The organism is Arthrobacter sp. ISL-48 (assembly GCF_018613805.1).
In the GTDB taxonomy this organism is placed as follows: domain Bacteria; phylum Actinomycetota; class Actinomycetes; order Actinomycetales; family Micrococcaceae; genus Arthrobacter.
Genome location: NZ_JAGGPL010000021.1, coordinates 126,460 through 144,488, shown reverse-complemented (window position 1 = coordinate 144,488; position 18,029 = coordinate 126,460). Strand labels below are relative to the sequence as shown.

The window sequence follows — 18,029 nt, the reverse complement described above, 5'->3', positions numbered from 1 at the left end:
ACTTTTCGACCATCGCTGACACCAATGCAGGTTGGTGACTGCGACGCCGCGCATGTGAGAATGGCGGCAGTGGCGGGATCACGTCCACCGGCTGCTGGACCGGGAACCCGTATTCGTCTCGCCCTGAAGGGTTAGTCAGGAAACCTTGAACCCTTTGGTATCACTGGGCGCTTAGCGGTCCGTCGTCAGGCTTGCCAGACGTTAAGCAATGATTTGCACACCCCAACCTGCCTCATAGGAGACACTCACGGAGGAACCGGGTGATGAGCTCCGTTTTCGATCGCACCTCGTGCTGTCACGGGCGTACCGATTCCGCATATAGCCCAGTCATCGAGGACCTGACGGACCCTTCCCCGATGACACGTTGAGCTACCGTCCACTCCCAGCCAACCTGATCACGGTCACCGAGCACTGCTTCATCTTTGGCTTGGAAGGCTGATTCCTCGTTTGGATGCAGGGAGAGATGCTGGATTGTTCCTTGTTCGTCTATGACCGTGAGAACCCAGATCAGTACGGATGCTTTGTCTCTGGCTAGCCGGGCGTTTACGTCGAGGACGCTTCCTGGGGTACATCCGAGTCGGTCGATGATAGCCAGTCTGTTCTCGGCGTAGTCAAGCATCAGGAGCCGTCGAGCGATAGATTCTTCGTCTATCCCGAGGGATTTGGAAAGCACTGGAAGGGACGGGGCCCCATTCTCCCAGGCAGAGAGAAGGGCACGGTCCGCTTCTGAATCCCAGAGGGCTTTTTGTTTGCTGCTGTGAGCTTCGCGTACATGGGCTTGCCAGTTGAAGGATTCATCGAGCGCGGCCTCGCGGAGTTTTTCTAAGGCGTCCTTCTGGCTGCTGATTTCCGTTCCCGCTGGAAGGAGCCATGGTGCTCGTGCGCGTATCCCACCGATGGTTCGTCGGACATGGATCGCGAGTTCCTCGTCGCTGTAGCCGTAACGGATGCCGCTGATGAGGGCTTCGTAGTCGGAGTACTCCCAGTCCTTACCATGTCGGCCAGGGCTGCCACCCGGGTCCGTTCCGGCTTTAAGGAATTCTCGCCCCACGGGGGCAGCCGGCGGTTCAACTACATGCTCGTCGTACACGACTGCTTGTGGTGGAAAAGACGTGGGATCGGTGTCGGTTTCCGGCGCCCTGGCTTCCTGCGTTTGGCCTTGCTCAAGCGCGTCCGCTTCGGGAGGTGCCGGCATGAAAAGGTCCGCGACCGTTTGGTCCTGTTGGCAGACCTTCAGCCGTGGTGCGAGCGCCTTGAAGTACTGCAGTTCTGTCCAGTGTTGGTGGTTGCCGATGATGTAGAGGCGTCGTTTGGCGCGGCTGACGGCGACGTTGAAGAGGTTGGGTGTGCCGACGGCCCAGTTGCGTGCGCCTCGGGATTTGCCTCCGAGAACGACGATGACGATGCTGGCTTCTTTGCCCTGTGCACGGTGAACAGTACCAGAACGTGTGCCGGTATCGATTTTGTGCTTCTTGGCGACTCTGACAATGCCGTTTGCTGCGTGGCGGAAGGGCGAGACGATGAGGACATCGTCCATGTCGTACCCGGTCTGTTGCAGGGCTCCGAGGAGCTCGTCCAGCTTGGTGAGTTCCTGGGGCGATGCGTGACCGTTCCATTGGCTGGTTTGCACGTGGAACCAGGCAGAGTCCGGTGCGGGCACAGGGCTGTCTTTGGGGAAGGGCCGATGTGGTTCCTTCTCGCTGTGGATCATGAGCCCGCCGTAGACTTCCTTGTTCACCACGTCGAACATGGGGTTATCGCAGCGCCGGTGGACCCGGAGCGGTGCCCCAACCCATAACTCATCGGCCCCCGGCGGCTGGATGGTTGTCCCGTATCGTGTGTGTCGGTCAGCAAGAACCTGGGCAGGGTTATGGGCTGGCAGCCACTGTTGGCCGGCCCCGGTGATCTCCAGAAGCCGGGCCTGGTACTTGTCCGGCAAATTGACCACGGGGGTGAGTTGGAGGGGGTCCCCGACAAGGAGAGAGCGGCGGACTCGTGCGATGCCGCAGAGTGCGTGTTGTGGGGCGGCTTGGCCTGCTTCGTCCACGAAGAGCCAGCCCAGCTGCTCGTTCTTTAGCGAGGCGAAAAGGCGTGGGACTGACGCGAAGGTTGTCGTGATCGTCGGTACGACCATGAACAACGCTTCCCATGCGTTCCTCACCACGGATGCCGTGGTCTCTGCAGGAACGTCGTTTTTCAGTACGTCCTGGACTGCGAGGAGATTTTGGCGCATGGCCGTTCTCTGGGCGTAGATAAACGCTTCATGCAGCTTCAACGCTTGCAGGAACAACGCTGACCGTGCCCGGTTGAATTCCTCATCGAGCCAGGGCGAGGACTTCTCCCGCGTGGAGCTGGCCGGGTCGAACCAATCATCAGGAGGCAACGATCCGCTTGCCTGCGCTTCGTCAAACTTTTCGCACTGTTTCTGGCGGTGGCTCAGTTTTGTTTCGGTTTGCTTGTACCGTCCTTGTAGTTCTTCGGCCGCGTTCCGGGAGTTTGCAAGGATCATCTTCAGGCCCGCGAAGGAGCGGCGGATCTGATCAATCTCGCCCGTGAGACGGTCGTGTCTGTCTCTCCACTGCGTCATGATCTCGCCCGAGGTGCGAATCTGTTCCAACAGTCCCGGCTTCGCAGCAGCATGAGCCTCCAGCTCAGCCCGCCTTGTTGACTCCAGCTGACGAAGCTCCGCCAACTCCCGGGTTTGTTCGGTGATGAGTTCTTCCTGGACGGCGCAGGAGTCCATGTCCGAAGCGAGGACCTGTTCCAGCTCCGCAACCTCCGTACGCAGTGCCGGCAATTCCCGGAATTCCTCATGGCAGGTCTGCCTTGCTGTCCGGAGCCGATCAACCTTGGCCTTGGCCGCGAGGAACGATGCCCTGGCCTCGGGCCAACCTGACACTTCTGGCCCCGGCGGGTTCTCTAAAAGCTGGATCAGTCCAGGCACGGCTTCACGGTCTTTGCGGGCTTCCCTGTCGCCATACAAGGCCGCCGAAACGAACGCTGTCCTGTTCTTGGAGTTCCCCAGTTTTGCCGAGACAAGCCCCCACGCATGCTTATCGGGCTCGTCCTCCCGCCGGTCTTTGCGGTCCCCGTCGTTCAACAGCTCCGTGGCAATGCCCGTGAAGTAGCCTGAGTTGCCCTGGAACTCCTTGGCGATGACGCCGTCATCTTTCAAGGGAATTTCCAGGCTGATGTTTTCAACCGCTCCGTTGTTGGACGAGGCGATCACCATCTCGAATCCGCGCAGGCTCGGATGCAGCTCATGGACAGTGCGTGAGAACTTTGTGCTTGATTTGAGCTGATGCCGGGCCACGAATGCCCCGGCGGGGTCGGCGAATGCCGCCAACGCGACAGCACGCCGTGTCGTTAACGCCGCGATCATGTCCCGCAACATCGTGGTCTTCCCCGTCCCGGGAGGCCCGTTGACCGAGAAGATACCCTCCCCGCCGCCAAGATCTTCCAACGCACGATTCACCGCGAACTGCTGAGACAACGCCAACGAATGACAGGGGTCGCTTGGCCAACGCCCGTCGGGAATCAAACGCGGGGCTACCGAGTCATAGACCGTGGTCAAGTCCTGGCGGACGTCAACCTGTTTCTGTCCACCGCTTCGGCCCAGATACTGGGCTGCGGCACCTGGAAGTGCCGTCTGCCGGGACAAGCTGTAAAGGTCCGCTGAGAATAGACTGTTCAGAAAGCCCGGTTCGGCCTCCATATCGCGCTTTTTCATGGAGATCTGTTCGCTCTTGATCCGGATCCCGCCCGCTGGAGCCCCATCGAACGTGAGCAATCCCGTCGTTCCTGTCTTTTTCAAAAACAGACCGAGGATAACGCTGAGATCGTCAAGCGAGACCGGGCGGCTGGCAAAACCTTCAGAAGAATCCGCCCCAACCCGGATGCCCCGGGCAACAATCAGAGCGTCAAGATCCTCACGCCACCGGGCCTCATCCGCGGCAAAATCAGCGAAAACATCGTCAAGACGCCCGCGGCGACGATGCATGCCTGCCGCCCAGACACACTGCGACAGGACCGCACTTTCCTGGCTTAATGTCCCATCTTCGTCCACAGTGACCATCGCGACGGCGCTCTGAGGCCCGGGGCGGGCGTCGAAATCCTCAGTCGGTGCAGGGTCAAGAACATCCCATGCTGACTCCAGATCAAACACTCCGAGATACACCGTGTGCCGCCACATAAACCCCTTGCGGGCCTGAGGCCAATCCGCCTCCGGAGCCCATGGCACAGCCATGGCAACACTGTAATCCGCTACGAACGGCACTTCGCTGCGGGATCGGGACCTTTCAGGAACGCTCTGAGGGGAGAACGCCTCAACCCCCAACCAAAAGTTCAACGGATCGTTCGAGCCCGTTCCGCGTGCGCGGGATATCCACGACGTACCAAAATCACTCACCGACATTTTTCCCTTTCGAAGTTGCACAGCATGCTACAAAGCAAATCTTCCTTGCCAAAGTCATATCTGCTGGCACGGATCATTCCCGCGGGAACTGTGCGATAAGAATCGATGGCCCCAGGGCGATCAAGCATATGAGGACGGCAATGATCAGTGCCCCAGCTCCGCTCAGACCAAGGAAGGGCAGATTGTCTCGCAGCTTGTGAAGATACTTGTGAGCCTTTTCGTGCTGCCTCAACCAACTGTTGATGTGTCTGGTCACTACGGAATAGCCGACCGAGGATGTTGCCCGTCCACAGCGCAGTTTGAGCAACTTGCGTCCTTGCCCTCTGGCTGCTGAGTTGAGGACAAGCCCGCGCAGACGCTTGGAGCCGAAGGTTCGACACATCCAGGTGGCTGCGTAGAACGGCGAAATTGTCACCAGCACGTAGAAGGCGATGTAGCGGAACAGTTTTTCGGCGACAACTGTGTCATCGGTACCGAACGCGCCTCCAAGAATGGCCTGAAAGATCCCAACCAGGAAAGCCGAACCGAACAGTGCCCAGAAGAGGATCCCAACCGCCAAGTGCCTCAGCAATGCCCATGGCCTTCTCAAATAGTGAAGAACGCACAACGTTCGGATGCTGTAGAACGCCACCACACCTAAGAGCGCCGACACTACGGTCCCAGCCAGCGCGACCGAAGGCGTGAACCAGCAAAACGCCGCAATCCCACTAATCGCGGGGCACCCTGCCAGCAGAACAAAGGCTTGTATTGTTTGCTGTCTTCTTGTCGGATGCCCCAGAGGCATCCTTGCCAGGACGTCTTCGCTGTCCTGGATTTCCTTCCTGCGATAGGCGTCGGTTCGTTCCGCGTGTTCGGCGGCATCACTGGCGAACAGCGCGATCAAAACCCCAAAAACGAGACTTCCCATCGCCCGCGTCGCATCGACTGCAACCCTGTTTGGCCACCTACTGAGATCAAAAGACTGCAGCATTGCCAGCGTCGTCAAGCCAGTATCGGCGAGAAGTACGAGCCAGCATGCCCAGCCCAGGAATTCAACCGGCCCTGGTCTGCTGCGCTTGTGATTTCTTCTGGTCGACCGGGCGAGAACCTGAATGGCCACCACAAGGGTTGCGAGCACACCGAAGCCGGAGAGGATGATGCTGCCGGAAACTGACCGGAGGCTAACCTCTGTGGCATCCTCAGGGTAATCGGCGACCTGCCAGAAATAGAAGAGGACTACCGAGCTAAGTATCCAAGCCGGAAAGACCCTCTTGAGGAGCTTCCATTGATAGCGGGACAGTTCGTCACGCAGTCGCTCCGTGGCAGGCTTCGGTCTATTCGCGGTGCATATCTGGGTCATGGGCTCTTGCTTTCATTCGTCGCGGTCATACCTCTGCCGTGCGCTGTGGGTTGCCCCCCGTGTCAGCAGCTATTCCAGATCCGTTCATGCTCCGGCCCGTACGTGCGCGTGATAGACACTCATGGCGTTCCCTGCCCGCTCGGCGAGGCAGACGGCGTCGGGGTGGGGGTGGGTCCCAGACCTTCAGGCCACAATGGTTGGGTCGGCGTCCACTCCAACTCGGGGACCCGCCAGTCAGGCCATTCAGACACCGGCGGGTTCGGAAACGTCGCTGTGACTACGTTGATGGCAACCTCTTTGTAGTCCATGCCGCCGTTGACGCTGAGGCGGATGAGACGGATGGTTCCCTTGCTCATACCCGTTCGTTGTCGAGGCGCTTCCGCGCGTGACAGCGGCGGTCAGTAGCGGTGACTTTGACGCTGCGGTCGAGATCGTCAATGTCGATCTTTCCGGCTACGACCGAGCACACGTTGAAACACTTCGATCCGGTCCTGCTTGGCCCAACCTCATGGAGCTGGCAGCGCCGGCCAGCGCAGAGCTACTGGCAATCAACCAATCTGTCTTCACGGCTCCGGGATCATGCGCTACGCCTACAACATTGATTGCAGGTGAGCTGAGCAGGAACCACTCACCTTATGGGCCAAGCGTTGAAACTACTGCATATTTCCTGGTTCGAGGGGGACCTTCTTTAAGTTTCGCCGTCGAATTCCAACTTGTCGCTGGGCAGCGGGACTGAGTCCCAGCAGGAAGACAAACACGGCGATGGCGGCCAATGATCCAGAAGCCAGCGCCGTGGTGCGGACGTCGAGGTTTTCTACAACTGCGCCACCAATAAGCGCACCTGATCCGATACCAATGTTAAACATCGTCGAACTGGTGGCCGAAGCGATGTCCGTGCTGCCAGGCGCCACGATGAGTACGCGTACCTGTACCGCGGCGGCAAAGGCGCTGAAGCCGAGGGCGACAACTGAGAACATCACAACCACCAGCATCACACTGGCCGCTCCCGCGTAGGCGCAAAACATGGCCACGGAGATGAGGGCAAGCGGTCCTGCAATCGCTACATTGGGCTTTCTTGGTGCCAGCCAGCCACCCAGAAAAACACCTAAAACGCCTGAGATGCCTGCTGCAAGAAGCGCCAGACTCAATTCAGAGGTTCTGAGACCAGTTGCCTCCGTCAGGAATAGCGTGATGTACGTCTGCGCGATAAATATGCCTGATACTCCCACCGCGGCCGTCAGCATGATAGCGCGAAACGTTCGCCGGTCCGGTGTTGATCCCGATGACGTGTCTTCATCGTCGCGAGAACCACCCGGCAGCAGGATGCTCAAAAGTATGAAAATGCATATACCCAGTGCGGACATTACTAGGAACGTTGGGCGCCACCCCTGCTGGTTAGCGATCCAGACGACGGCAGGAATTCCCAGAACTGTTCCCAATGAACTACCCGCGAAGACGATGGAAATTACTGTGCCATGTTTGGGCCGGTCGAACAGCGACACCGCGGTAGTGGCGACAATGGACCAGAAAACGGCATGTGCCAGGGCTCCTAGGATGCGGCCGCCGAGGAGAACGTAGTAGTTGGGCGCGAATGCGGTGCTCAGAGTCGCCAAAACAAGGAGGGCGATAGCCGAGCAAAGCAGTCGCCGACGAGGAATACCCATACTTAGCTTGGTCAGCGGGATTGAGGCCAGAGAGACAATCACCGCATAACCCGTTACGAGCAACCCGATCATGGCAGGCGGAGTCTCGAAAGATGGCGCCATGAGCGTAAGAAGACCAATGGGCATGTTCTCGACGGTTATGAACGTGAAAGTGGATGCCGCGAGTAGGGCGATTACGGCATAGGCTCTACCGTTTTTCCCAGGAGTGGACCTCATGGCCGTGCCGGCTTCAGTCAGCGCTGTCCTGTTCATTGGGCAACCTCATCGGACAGGCGCGTCTTCAGCGCGTGGTGAAGGGCAGTGTTAGACGCAATGATGCCGGTGGCACCAAGCCTTGTGGTACGCCCGCCTGCTTCTGCCACTATCAGCTTTCCCGCCGCCGTGTCCCATATTGCCAACTCATCCTCGAAATATGCGTCGAAGCGCCCCGAAGCGACCCAACACAGCTCGATGGCGGCACTGCCTCCACTTCGCATGTCTCTGACAGCAGGCAGGAGCGAGCATAAAGCCGTGGCTTGTCGGGCGCGTGAGGCGGAGTCGTAGGAGAACCCTGTCGTAATCAACGCTGCAGCCAGGTCCTCAACCGAACCCACCTGGATGTTCGCCCCGTTCATTCTGGCGCCCATGCCGGCCGCGGCGCTGAAGGTTTCTTCCCTTCCAATGTCGTGAACTACCGCAACCCATGGCACCCATTTCCCGTCGCGCAGAATCTCGCACGCAACGCTAACGGCAAAGGCAGGTATTCCGTAGAGAAAATTTACTGTGCCATCGAGGGGATCGATCACCCACCTGTATCCGCTTGAGCCAGATCGATGGCCGCGTTCCTCGCCGATAATTCCGTCACTGGGGCGGTAGCGTCGAATTAGCTCAACGATGGCATCCTCGCTCGCGCGGTCCGCCTCGGTGACCGGGTCAGTGGCGCTGGACTTCGTTGCGACTGCACCTGGCATGGCGACACGCGAGACTACTTCCGCTGCCCCTGCGGCTGCTGCCTGTGTGGCCAGATTCAGGAACCATTCCTTACTTCTGGCCCGCTCTCCCCCGTCAGTCATGTAGGTCTCGCGATATGGGGTCTGAGATTTGAAAGTCTCGGAACGTCGCTTCAAATCCCGCCCGTTCCGGAGCGCAGGACATCACGCCGACCTGGCAACTCTCTGACAAGTCGAGATAGCCCAGCCGCAGTAACTGCCAGATCCCCTCACCATCCAAATATTGAACCCGTATTGCCTCCCCGTGTCTGGTCAGCCGGATGGTGACTTCTTGCGGAACAGCGGCCAGAGGAAGAACTGACCAATCGGAGAACCCGTTGGTGATGACGGTACTCAGGTTGACCACCCCGTCGGCAAATTCCGCTCCTGTTTTGATCCAGGTTGTGTCACTTGCTCGCACCATCAAGCCGCACTGGTCGTAGAGTGAGGAAATATTTCCCCCGATTGTGACAGTGGCGGTAAAGTCTCCTGAAACCGTCCTGAAGTAGAAATGCCCTGTGTCTCTGGTGAATCCATAGAATGTTTTCCTCCAGAAATCTGTGCCTTGACCGGTCTCGACGTGCAGGACTTCGCCCTTCATCCGCCAGTTTTTTGGTTCGTTTATCCATTGCATATCCGAGTGCATCTGTTGTCTCCTCATTAGGCTCTTCCGGCTAAAGTGAATGAGTGTGTGCAGCAAAGTTTAGTTCCGTTGCATTTGTCTTTTCGCAGACTCGGATGGCCTCCGACTGCACTGCTTTCCGGTAATTATGGGAAAGGCCTCGGACAGGGGCCAGGGTAATTACATCGTGAAAGGACTTATCGCCAAACGGTAGTGCAAGACCGATCAGCGGGTAGGCTTCCCTGGTTTCGTTCGGCTCTGCTTCGGGAAGGCCTTCAAGGCTCCCATCAGCGGAAATAAGGGCGCCGAGGTAAAGACTTCGGACTTCTCCGCGGGTGGCGCAGACTGAGGCGAAAGACTTACCGGTTTCCAGGAGTTGATCCAGCTCTTGTCTCAGGGGGTTGATGAGCTGGTTTGCCTCGAAGTCCCCGAAGCACGCTGCGAGCTCCACCTCTATGGATGGCCACTTTTTTACAAAATATCGATAGTTAACGGCCTCAGCCTTCTTATTGTCAGCCAAGCTCCTGACGTGCGGCAGGTGGATGCCAAACGCACTTCGGCTCATCACGATGGGGATTCCGGCGGCGCTGATCCGATGGGCCCATTCAAGATCTTCGACACCGTAGCCCCAGAAGTTGAGGTCGAAGGTTAACTCGTGGCGCTCGACACTCTCGCGTGGCAGCGCGATCAGGGCGGTCCACGCGTAGGCCCAAGGAATTATATGGTCGAATTGAAGTCGAAGATCCGATTCGCCAGGGCCTTTAGCCTGCACCGCTTCGAGCCGGTCCTTGTAGTGGTTGTAGGGATGATGGTCGACGACGGTAACGTCTGTGTCATTGTTCGAGTAATCGATCATCTGGCCGACAACACATTGGTTCTCCCCGTTTGAGTAATGCTCATTCCATAAGCGGACGAGGAACTCGTCCGGCAGGACCATGTCGGCGTCGAGCAGGACAATTATCTGCCCGGAGGATAGGCGCATCGCCATATTGCGGGCCAGGCCCAGCTGCCACTTCTTCGCGCTGACGACAGAGACAATGTTGAGACGGTTCTCGAATTTTCTGCACAGCTGGGCATATTGCGGCGAGTTCTCCATGACACCGACTACGACTTCAAATTCATCAGTGGGGAGAGTCTGATGTGATAGGGACTCTAGCGCCAAACTCATGTTGGCCAGCCGGTCTTTGTACGGTATGACGATGCTGAACTTCATTGCGCCCATTTCATTCTCCTCCAATGCTTAAGAGAACCTTGCAGCTGGCATCGGGGGCAGGGCCTAGCTGCTGATTTCTGATGTCACATCCAAGCGTAGAGAAGGCCCGTTCATAATCCTCGAGACTTATCACGTCGCTGATCAGCTTCTCCGCCGGAAGGAGCCCCGATGCGATGAGGTTGAAAGCTTCTGAGAAGGAGCCATCACGGGAATCAATGGATCCGAGGATGGTAAGGCTGCGGTCGGCGAGCTGGAGGGCATCAATGGTCGCGTCTTGTGTTTTCAAGCCCACTGATAGGAAAGTGCTGCCGCAGGCCAACTGAGGGTACAACTCCATCAACATGCCCGATGTGGTGTCGATGACGAGATCGAGCGGGGCCTCAGGATCGTGGAAGTGAGATCGTCGCGCTTCTTCCAGTGAGCGGTATATTTTCGCTCCCTTGGGCAGGCGCGGGCCCGCGGACCGAAGCCGGGCTTCGGAACGTTCAATGACGATTGGGAGAACGCCTCTCAGGGACAGAGCCCATACATACAACAGGCCCAGGGGTCCCGCGCCAAAGACGAACGTGTACGGGCTGGGCAAGCTCAGGTCAAGTTGCCGGACACCCCCGAGGACACAAGCCAGCGGTTCGGTAAGCGCTGCTGCTTTAAGAGACACATCTTCCGGTAGAACGTGCACATATTCCTGGGTGGTGAGGAATCGGTCAGCGAATGCCCCGTCGTAGCTCACCCCACTTTCCGTGCCCATCTTGTTGGTGCAATGGTTCGTGCGGCGGCTCTCGCACATTCTGCATGCGCCGCAGAACGGTGTCGGGTTAATAACGACCCTGTCACCGACCTTGGCGTTTGTGACCTTCTCGCCAACTTCGGCCACTATGCCAGTTGCTTCATGCCCGATCGTGACTCCCTGCTGGGCGACCGGGTAGAATCCGGAAGCGATTCCCAGATCTGTCCCGCATATACCGCAGTAATGGATGTCGACAACCACATCGTGTGGCCGGAGAGCGTGAAGGGTTTCCACCTCAACCAGCCGAAGGTCCCAGGGGTCCGCGTATTTCAGTGCTCTCATGCCGTTTTCCTTATCGAGAGGTCGGCCAGGGCCGATCGTAGGGAGACGAGGATTTCGTCGACTTCGTCGTTGCTGATGATCAGCGGTGGTCTGACTTTGATCGTGTGTCCGAATCCGTAGCGGCTTCCGCGAAGGATCAGTCCGTGGCTCTTCGCAATGCTGATGAAGAGGGATGTTGTTTCTGAATTTGGAAGATCGAAACCAAGCATGAGCCCGACGCCGCGGACGTTTCGCATAATCGGGTATTCGGTCTCGAGTTCATGCAGTCCTTGTTTCAGGGCCGATCCAGCGACTTGCACGTTTTGGAGCACGTGATGATTCTTGATGTAGGCGATAGTCGCATCCATCGCGGCGAGGGCTAGCGGATTTGCGCCGGAGGTTGTCGAGTGTTCCCATGGCTCAAGCACGTCTAGTTCGGCGCGCATGACCACTCCGGCTGCCGGGATACCCACTCCGCCAGCGCCTTTCCCGAAGGTAATGATGTCGGGGCGAAGATCCTTGGCAAAACCGTTGCTGGCAAAGAAGCTCCCCGTTCTGCCGAACCCAGTTTGTACCTCGTCGGCGATGATGAGTATCTCGTTCTGATCGCATACTTCCCGGAGCGTCTTGAAGTAGTCCGGAGGAGGCACAATGTTTCCGCCGTTACCCAGAACAGGTTCGATGATTACTGCTGCTACTTGACCATTAGAGGCATATTCAAGAAAATCGTCGAGCCTTCTGGCGCACAGCATGTTGCATGAGTCGGGGTTTTTTTCATAGAAACAGTTCAAACAGTCCGGTGCCGGTATCTTCAAAGAACCGACAAAGGGAAGGGAGAAGCTTGCCTGCCGGAAAGCATTTCCCGAAACGCCTGCTGCTCCTACAGTCTGTCCGTGATGTGACAGGAACAACGACACAATGCCCGAACGGCCGGTGGCTTTTTGGGCGATCCTAATGGCACATTCGGTGGCCGAAGAACCGATAATGTCCCGGAACCAGAACGCCGCAATGTGCGGGGGTAAAAATTCTTTCAGCGACTCGAAAATGGCCGAAGTCTTTTCCTTTGTAAGCTCCGAGGAAAGGTGGGAACAGCGATCGATCTGCTCGTGGAGCGCGCTCGTCACTTCCGCATTCGAATAGCCGAGTGAAAGGTTGAAGGTGCCCGAAGCGCAGTCGATATAGGAACTGGCACCGTCGAACAGCCGCACCCCCTCTCCACGGTAAGACTGCCATTGTTCAACGAGGAGACTATTTTGTGTTGTCATGGTCAGCCTTCTCGACATCTCTCAGCATGGGTAGGCTGCTGCGCCGACATATAGCGTGTACTTCGATGGAGGCTGGACGCGGGATTGTGCATGTGCCTAGTGGGCCCAGACGGTTGCCGGTTTTGACCCGAATTTCAGAGTCACCGCGGTGCGCGCGCAAGAGCCGCACCACCGTCTACATCGAGTGTCTGCCCTGTAAGGTGTTTCGCCGCACTGGAACATAGGAAGGCGACGACCTTCGCTATGTCCCCAGGCGTCTGTTCCTTGCTAACGCGTTCGCCTGTTGATACCTGTGCCAAGGGGACTCTGTCCCTTACCACCTCGTCGAATTCCTGACGGGACACCTCCGCCCATTGCCTGCTCCAGACGAAGCCGGGCCGGACCGCGTTGACGCGGATCCCGCGGGGGGCTAATACAACGGCGAGCGACTTACCCCAGTGCTCCAGTGCAGCTTTCGCGGCCCCGTATGCAGGAGACACCACCCAAGGCATCCCCGCGGCAATAGAGCTGATGTTGCAAATGGTGCCGCCGTCCTCGATACGGTCATGAAGCCGCTCGGTGACTCGATATGGGAGGCCCATGTTCAGGACTGTGATGTCGTCCCACACGGCTGAGGGAGGCCAGCTCTTATCCTGGACGGCAGCAACGGACGGACGTCGCTCACCTCCCACAGCATTAATAAGCATGCAGATCCTGTCCGGGAGTTGAGCCCTGACCTGCTCCATCTCTTGTTCCCCGGACAGATCCACTTGGATATACCGCACGCGTGGATCTGTTCCAACATCTGGCACTCGACTGTCAAGGCACCAAATTTGATCAACTAACCCTGATTCCAGAAGCTCGGTGGCAATAGCATCACCTATCTGCCCGAAGCCACCGGTGATGATTGCGGATCTTGACCCAGTCATATTGTTTTCTTCCTTGCTATGAGGTGACGTCGGTAGTCCTCCACGAGGCGAGGCATCAAATACTGCTCACTTACTGATCGGGCCGCGGCTTGGCCGAGGCCAGCGCGGATGCCCGGGTCGTCAATGAGTCTTCGCACCGCCGAGGAGAACTCTTCTGCATTAGCGGGATCAATCAGGATCCCGTTTTGACCGTCCTGAATCTGGTCGATCATCCCGCCAACCCGGGTGGCGACGACGGGCTTTCCTTTGTGCATTGCTTCGGTGGCTGTCAGGCCGAAGCCCTCCTGGATGCTTTTTTGCACCACTACGTCGGCTCGGCGCTGGAGGGCGTTTACACGTAGCGCGTTCAGGGTGCTGTCTTGGAGCGAGAGCGCCAGCACATGCACCCGGCGTTTCAGATGAGGTTCCAACCCTGAGCGTGCGTCGAGGACAAGTTGGAGTTGTTCCCCTCCCTCCGGGTCATCGGAGATTTCGTCAGGATCCGGGCCGCACAGGATGAGATGAGTTTCTGCGGGGAGTGCGTGGGCGCAACCCAAGACTCCTATCATGTCTTTGAGCGGGTCCCACCTTGATACTTGGAGGACAACTGAGGCGTCCTGGGGCAGGGGTTCCTCCTGCCACAGCCTGTAGCCCACGGGCCTGCGGCAAGGACCGTGGAGCCCCAGACCGTCTAGGAGTTCTTTTTGCGTCGACTTGGGCAGGGGACGATTTTTGGGGGACCGCGGATCAATTGCTGGTGATACCTCGCGGATTTTTATGTCCACACCTGCCCCCGAAAGATATTCCCGCCGGGTAACAGCAATGGCATCGACTTTCGCCAGATCGGGTGCGAAAAATGACCACAGTGCAGCTTTCGCTGGTCCATCCTCAGCAGAGCCAACGTGGCAGTGCCAGACAATTCGGACGCCGAAAGGTGTCAGAGCACTCGCCAGGCCCAGTGTCTGGGCGTCATGGAGCACGACGGTATCCCCCGGCTGAAGAGAACTAAGCAGATCGCTGAACGGAGCGAGGAACACCCCTCTGTAAATAGCGGCGGATTCGCTTTGGAGGAGAGAGGGTTTGCCGCCTCCATGGAACAAGTGATGGAGATTCTTGGTGAAGTGAAAGAACTCCGCAGGTGCTTCAAGGAGAAGCCACCCTGATTCATACGGGCTGTCCCGCTCGTCAACTGTCAGCACTTCGAGCAGCTCTGCCACTCCCCCGCCTGTTGCAGTGGTGTTCACATGCACTACCCACGGTTTGTCGCGGCTGGCCGGTTTCCGGTGCCATCGCAGGCCTGCGGTTGTCTGAGTCATCCCACCGACGCCACTTTGCGATAGAGGTCGGAACGGTTCTCCTGAGACAGGCGCACCACTCCGGGTTCGACAACTACATCCGTGAAATCGGAGATGGTGTGTAGTCCGGCCGTTTCGCTCCCCTGGTAGCCGCCGACGACGACCACCGACGCGCCAGACGCCAGCCCCGCCGCGATCCCAGGTCCGGCATCCTCAAATACCAGACAGCGCTGAGGGTCAACTCCAAGGCGCGTGCATGCCAGCAGGTAGCCTTCAGGGTGCGGCTTGCCCACCTTGATGTCCTCGACGGTGACAAAAACTTCCGGCAGCACTAGCCCACATGCCTTCATGCGGGCCCTCGCCACGTCAGTGCCAGCGGAGGTGACAACGGCCCATTTCTGGTCGGCAAGAGCCTCCAGGACTGCAGCCGCACCGGGGATTTCAGTGACTCCGTCGGTGTCGATGCTCTCAGCATGTGTGATTCGGGCGGTTTCGCTTTCTGCTAGCTCCGGATTCCCGATGAAGAATGACACGGTTTCCGCTGTGGGACGCCCGTGTGCGTGTCCTATGACTGTTTCGTCGTCAAGACCGTGAAATGCCGCGAAGTTCCTCCAGGTCCTTTCCACGACAGCAGTGGAATCTACGAGAGTGCCATCCATATCGAACAGGATTGCATCGAATTGTGTTCGCATCTGGTCCTACCTTTCTAGTTGAGTAAGGGTGTTTTGCACCCAGGTAATGTCTTCACGGATCTCGGAGAGGGTTGCGTGTCGATGATCCGTTTCAATGACAAACGATCGGGCATACTTGAGGCGCAGAAGTGTTGCCATCGCCCCAGCAACTTCTGCCATCCCTGCCCCTAGTTGGCAATTTTCCAGCGGCGACTTGGGAAAATCCTTCAAATGCCATTCGCCCAGCAATGACGCTCGCGCTGCCTCGCAATAGGAAGGAAGATCCACGCCGTGGAGTGCAAGATTGCCAACATCTCCCTGCACTCTGAGGTTGGTGCGGCCGACCATCTGCAGAAGCTTCACTAGCTGTGGTGCCGTCAAGACGTTTTCCGTAGCAACCTCAATGCGCGCGGATGCAGCTTCATCGCAGATGATGCGCAGAAAATCGACAGTCCGTAGCAGGTCGTCATCCGTATCTATTGAGCTTTGCCGAAAGCTTGGGATAAGAATCGTCTGGACGCCGAGGGCATGGGCGGTGCCCAGGGACATCTTGGCGAAATCCACCGCCCGCGCAACTGCAGAACTGTCAACGCTATTAATCCCCAGGTCATTCAGCCGATTGACCGCCACGGCAGTGATCTGAACCCCGGCCGAGTTTGCGTGGTCCTGAAGCGTGGTTATGTGCTCCGCCGAATGCAGAACAGGTCCCCGGGATCCCCCGCCAACATCGATCTGAAGACGCTTGACGCCAGCCTGCGCGGCAATGCTCGGGGCGCCGAACGTGGTTCCAGGTAGACGCCACGAAGTCAATCCGAGTGGAACCTTCTTGTCCGCACCCATCATCGGCTGCCACTCTGGGAGCTAGGCATTGACCCTTCGGTAACTTCTGTCCAGGTACCGTCCGCAGCTACCGCCAAAACCTTCCCCGCGTCGGTCCTGCCCTTGGTCGTGCCAAGGTGATGGCCGATCGCCCCAAATTTATCCGGGGTCATATAGCCCGTGTAGTCGAACTGGGACGGGCGCCGGCTCCTGATACCTGGTGAATCCACCATTCCTGAGGGCAACAACTCCACGACGCGCAAATCCTTCGCGTCGTATTCCTGGGCAACAGACCGAACGAGTGCGGACGCTGCGGCTTTCACCGCGGCGTAACCGCTCCTGTCCGGGCCGAAGTTGTAAACGACCTCCGAGGAAACACTGATCAATAAGCCGTCGCCCCCATCCAGCAGTGCCGGAAGGCAGCTATGAAGCCCCGTCCACAATCCGTGCATCATCACCTGCACTTGTCGTGCCCACTCGAGCTCGGTCGTCTCCGCCATCTTTTTGCGGGCCTCGCCGTAGTAGGCGGCGGCAAAACAGAACACATCAAGTGGCTCGACTGCAAGGCTCTGCATGGTCCGGGAGGTCGCGGCCTGATCACGTAGATCGCACTGGTGCCAGCGTGCATTGGGGCCGAGACCTTTCGGCTCGCTTCTGCTGACGATGTCAACTGTGTAACCTGCCCGTATCAGGCCTTGGGCTATCCCATGACCGACTCCTGTTGAACCTCCCACCACAACGGCGCGGGCCGAATTGCGGTTGTTATCCTCGTCACGGTTCATTCGGAAACCAGACCCATCTGCATATCGATTACAAGTTTTTTGAGGGGCCGGTCGTTCAAGTTTCGGCTTCCTCCCTCGGAAAGATGGTTGAAATAGCGAACCGCAGCCATAGGGGAAACACAATGAGTAAGCAGCTGCTTGAAGCGGTTCGGATCCTGTTTCAGTATTTGTGCGGATGCCGTCAGATGTTTGGCCGATACGCCCCTGTGCCCGGTTACCGACAGTTCTCCTTTTCCGCCCAAGAGGGTGAAAGTGCTGGCGGTGGATGGATTACCACAAACATTTGATGCTCGTGTCTCAAAAATTCTGAGGTAGGGCCCTTGAGCCGGCGGCTGGAAACCGCCGATCACATCGATAAGGCTTCCCGGCGGTGCCTCATCCAGAGCGGCTGATAAGCAGTTCAGTGTCGAGTCTCGTGGCGTCGCAAGGATCACTCCGGCAGGAGTGTCCGTGTCGGGGAATATGCCAGACGGGTTGATCGTGTCGAAGTCCAGACGGGACACAACGCGAATATCAGCAGCAGGATAGCCACACCTTTGGAGCATCAGCGCATAAAGGTTCCCGATGACTCCGTCACCAAATATGACAAAGCGCCGCAGACCTACTGAGCGCACTATGGAAAGCGAGTACAGTACACATGCCAAGGGCTCAATGAGTACTGCTAACCTTGACGTGGGTCCTTCCTTGAGAGGTATCACCTGACCAAGGTCAAGTATGCGCTGCGGAATCGACAACCGTGACTGAAATACTCCAGGACTGTTGTGACCGAGAAGGAACGTAGGATCCTCGGCGGATGTAGGATTTATGATCACCAGTTCGCCCGGCACTAGTTCTGTCTTGGCGCCAGGGTCAATCGCGGCCACAGCGCAGAGTGCCTCATGGCCGAGAATCTGCGCCGATTCTTCGCGCATGCCGCGGATTATCTGTATGTCTGTACCGCAAAGCCCTGCGAACAAGACATCAAGATGGATACCTGCTTCCTTCATTGATGGGGGCATACTGCGCTCGAGGGTGAAGGTGTTTGACGGGGATCGGAGGATCG

At 57.9% G+C, this 18,029-nt stretch carries 15 protein-coding genes; all 15 read right to left on the bottom strand.

Translation table 11 applies throughout. From position 1 onward, the window contains the following. Nucleotides 1-295: 295 nt before the first annotated feature. Nucleotides 296-4,246, bottom strand: coding sequence for an ATP-binding protein (locus J7E83_RS17985; protein WP_214964944.1), 3,951 nt, complete (start codon nucleotides 4,244-4,246; stop codon nucleotides 296-298). Nucleotides 4,247-4,487: 241 nt separating this feature from the next. Then, nucleotides 4,488-5,753, bottom strand: a complete 1,266-nt coding sequence (locus J7E83_RS17980) for a hypothetical protein (protein WP_214964943.1) — start codon at nucleotides 5,751-5,753, stop codon at nucleotides 4,488-4,490. 119 nt (nucleotides 5,754-5,872) lie between these two features. Beyond that, the gene (locus J7E83_RS17975) at nucleotides 5,873-6,109 is read right to left on the bottom strand and encodes a hypothetical protein (protein ID WP_214964942.1); all 237 of its coding nucleotides are present in this window, start codon (nucleotides 6,107-6,109) and stop codon (nucleotides 5,873-5,875) included. 297 nt (nucleotides 6,110-6,406) lie between these two features. Further along, nucleotides 6,407-7,669: an MFS transporter gene (locus J7E83_RS17970; protein WP_214964941.1), complete on the bottom strand. Its 1,263-nt coding sequence runs from the start codon at nucleotides 7,667-7,669 to the stop codon at nucleotides 6,407-6,409. Further along, complete coding sequence (locus tag J7E83_RS17965; RefSeq protein ID WP_214964940.1) at nucleotides 7,666-8,469, bottom strand: inositol monophosphatase family protein; 804 nt, start codon at nucleotides 8,467-8,469, stop codon at nucleotides 7,666-7,668. Before J7E83_RS17965 ends, J7E83_RS17970 begins: the two co-directional genes overlap by 4 nt. Continuing rightward, complete coding sequence (locus tag J7E83_RS17960; protein ID WP_214964939.1) at nucleotides 8,462-9,031, bottom strand: DUF1349 domain-containing protein; 570 nt, start codon at nucleotides 9,029-9,031, stop codon at nucleotides 8,462-8,464. Before J7E83_RS17960 ends, J7E83_RS17965 begins: the two co-directional genes overlap by 8 nt. A 28-nt stretch (nucleotides 9,032-9,059) precedes the next feature. Next, nucleotides 9,060-10,229, bottom strand: coding sequence for a glycosyltransferase family 2 protein (locus J7E83_RS17955; RefSeq protein WP_214964938.1), 1,170 nt, complete (start codon nucleotides 10,227-10,229; stop codon nucleotides 9,060-9,062). Nucleotide 10,230: 1 nt separating this feature from the next. Continuing rightward, nucleotides 10,231-11,289 (bottom strand): zinc-binding dehydrogenase, encoded by a 1,059-nt coding sequence (locus tag J7E83_RS17950; protein WP_214964937.1) that lies wholly within the window; start codon nucleotides 11,287-11,289, stop codon nucleotides 10,231-10,233. Then, complete coding sequence (locus J7E83_RS17945; protein WP_214964935.1) at nucleotides 11,286-12,533, bottom strand: aspartate aminotransferase family protein; 1,248 nt, start codon at nucleotides 12,531-12,533, stop codon at nucleotides 11,286-11,288. The genes J7E83_RS17950 and J7E83_RS17945 overlap by 4 nt, the downstream gene beginning before the upstream one ends. Nucleotides 12,534-12,673: 140 nt before the next feature. Further along, on the bottom strand, nucleotides 12,674-13,441 hold the full coding sequence (locus J7E83_RS17940; RefSeq protein WP_214964933.1) for an SDR family NAD(P)-dependent oxidoreductase: 768 nt from the start codon (nucleotides 13,439-13,441) through the stop codon (nucleotides 12,674-12,676). Then, nucleotides 13,438-14,736 carry a glycosyltransferase gene (locus tag J7E83_RS17935; protein ID WP_396020571.1) on the bottom strand — a complete coding sequence of 433 codons (1,299 nt, stop codon included), beginning with the start codon at nucleotides 14,734-14,736 and terminating at the stop codon, nucleotides 13,438-13,440. The genes J7E83_RS17940 and J7E83_RS17935 overlap by 4 nt, the downstream gene beginning before the upstream one ends. Beyond that, nucleotides 14,733-15,407, bottom strand: a complete 675-nt coding sequence (locus tag J7E83_RS17930) for an HAD-IA family hydrolase (RefSeq protein ID WP_214964929.1) — start codon at nucleotides 15,405-15,407, stop codon at nucleotides 14,733-14,735. The genes J7E83_RS17935 and J7E83_RS17930 overlap by 4 nt, the downstream gene beginning before the upstream one ends. Nucleotides 15,408-15,413: 6 nt before the next feature. Next, nucleotides 15,414-16,229 carry a sugar phosphate isomerase/epimerase gene (locus tag J7E83_RS17925; protein ID WP_214964928.1) on the bottom strand — a complete coding sequence of 272 codons (816 nt, stop codon included), beginning with the start codon at nucleotides 16,227-16,229 and terminating at the stop codon, nucleotides 15,414-15,416. Beyond that, a complete protein-coding gene (locus J7E83_RS17920; protein ID WP_214964927.1) occupies nucleotides 16,226-16,987 on the bottom strand; it encodes an SDR family oxidoreductase in 762 nt (253 codons plus the stop codon). Before J7E83_RS17920 ends, J7E83_RS17925 begins: the two co-directional genes overlap by 4 nt. Further along, complete coding sequence (locus tag J7E83_RS17915; RefSeq protein WP_214964926.1) at nucleotides 16,984-17,973, bottom strand: alcohol dehydrogenase catalytic domain-containing protein; 990 nt, start codon at nucleotides 17,971-17,973, stop codon at nucleotides 16,984-16,986. The genes J7E83_RS17920 and J7E83_RS17915 overlap by 4 nt, the downstream gene beginning before the upstream one ends. Between the last annotated feature and the right edge of the window lie 56 nt (nucleotides 17,974-18,029).

What these genes read in the sequence shown, in the direction of transcription:
- J7E83_RS17945 (WP_214964935.1), bottom strand. Translation starts at nt 12,533, where the DNA reads ATGACAACACAAAATAGTCTCCTCGTTGAACAATGGCAGTCTTACCGT.
- J7E83_RS17955 (WP_214964938.1), bottom strand. Translation starts at nt 10,229, where the DNA reads ATGGGCGCAATGAAGTTCAGCATCGTCATACCGTACAAAGACCGGCTG.
- J7E83_RS17915 (WP_214964926.1), bottom strand. Translation starts at nt 17,973, where the DNA reads ATGAAGGAAGCAGGTATCCATCTTGATGTCTTGTTCGCAGGGCTTTGC.
- J7E83_RS17985 (WP_214964944.1), bottom strand. Translation starts at nt 4,246, where the DNA reads ATGGCTGTGCCATGGGCTCCGGAGGCGGATTGGCCTCAGGCCCGCAAG.
- J7E83_RS17975 (WP_214964942.1), bottom strand. Translation starts at nt 6,109, where the DNA reads ATGAGCAAGGGAACCATCCGTCTCATCCGCCTCAGCGTCAACGGCGGC.
- J7E83_RS17935 (WP_396020571.1), bottom strand. Translation starts at nt 14,736, where the DNA reads ATGACTCAGACAACCGCAGGCCTGCGATGGCACCGGAAACCGGCCAGC.
- J7E83_RS17920 (WP_214964927.1), bottom strand. Translation starts at nt 16,987, where the DNA reads ATGAACCGTGACGAGGATAACAACCGCAATTCGGCCCGCGCCGTTGTG.
- J7E83_RS17925 (WP_214964928.1), bottom strand. Translation starts at nt 16,229, where the DNA reads ATGATGGGTGCGGACAAGAAGGTTCCACTCGGATTGACTTCGTGGCGT.
- J7E83_RS17950 (WP_214964937.1), bottom strand. Translation starts at nt 11,289, where the DNA reads ATGAGAGCACTGAAATACGCGGACCCCTGGGACCTTCGGCTGGTTGAG.
- J7E83_RS17965 (WP_214964940.1), bottom strand. Translation starts at nt 8,469, where the DNA reads ATGACTGACGGGGGAGAGCGGGCCAGAAGTAAGGAATGGTTCCTGAAT.
- J7E83_RS17940 (WP_214964933.1), bottom strand. Translation starts at nt 13,441, where the DNA reads ATGACTGGGTCAAGATCCGCAATCATCACCGGTGGCTTCGGGCAGATA.
- J7E83_RS17930 (WP_214964929.1), bottom strand. Translation starts at nt 15,407, where the DNA reads ATGCGAACACAATTCGATGCAATCCTGTTCGATATGGATGGCACTCTC.
- J7E83_RS17960 (WP_214964939.1), bottom strand. Translation starts at nt 9,031, where the DNA reads ATGCACTCGGATATGCAATGGATAAACGAACCAAAAAACTGGCGGATG.
- J7E83_RS17970 (WP_214964941.1), bottom strand. Translation starts at nt 7,669, where the DNA reads ATGAACAGGACAGCGCTGACTGAAGCCGGCACGGCCATGAGGTCCACT.
- J7E83_RS17980 (WP_214964943.1), bottom strand. Translation starts at nt 5,753, where the DNA reads ATGACCCAGATATGCACCGCGAATAGACCGAAGCCTGCCACGGAGCGA.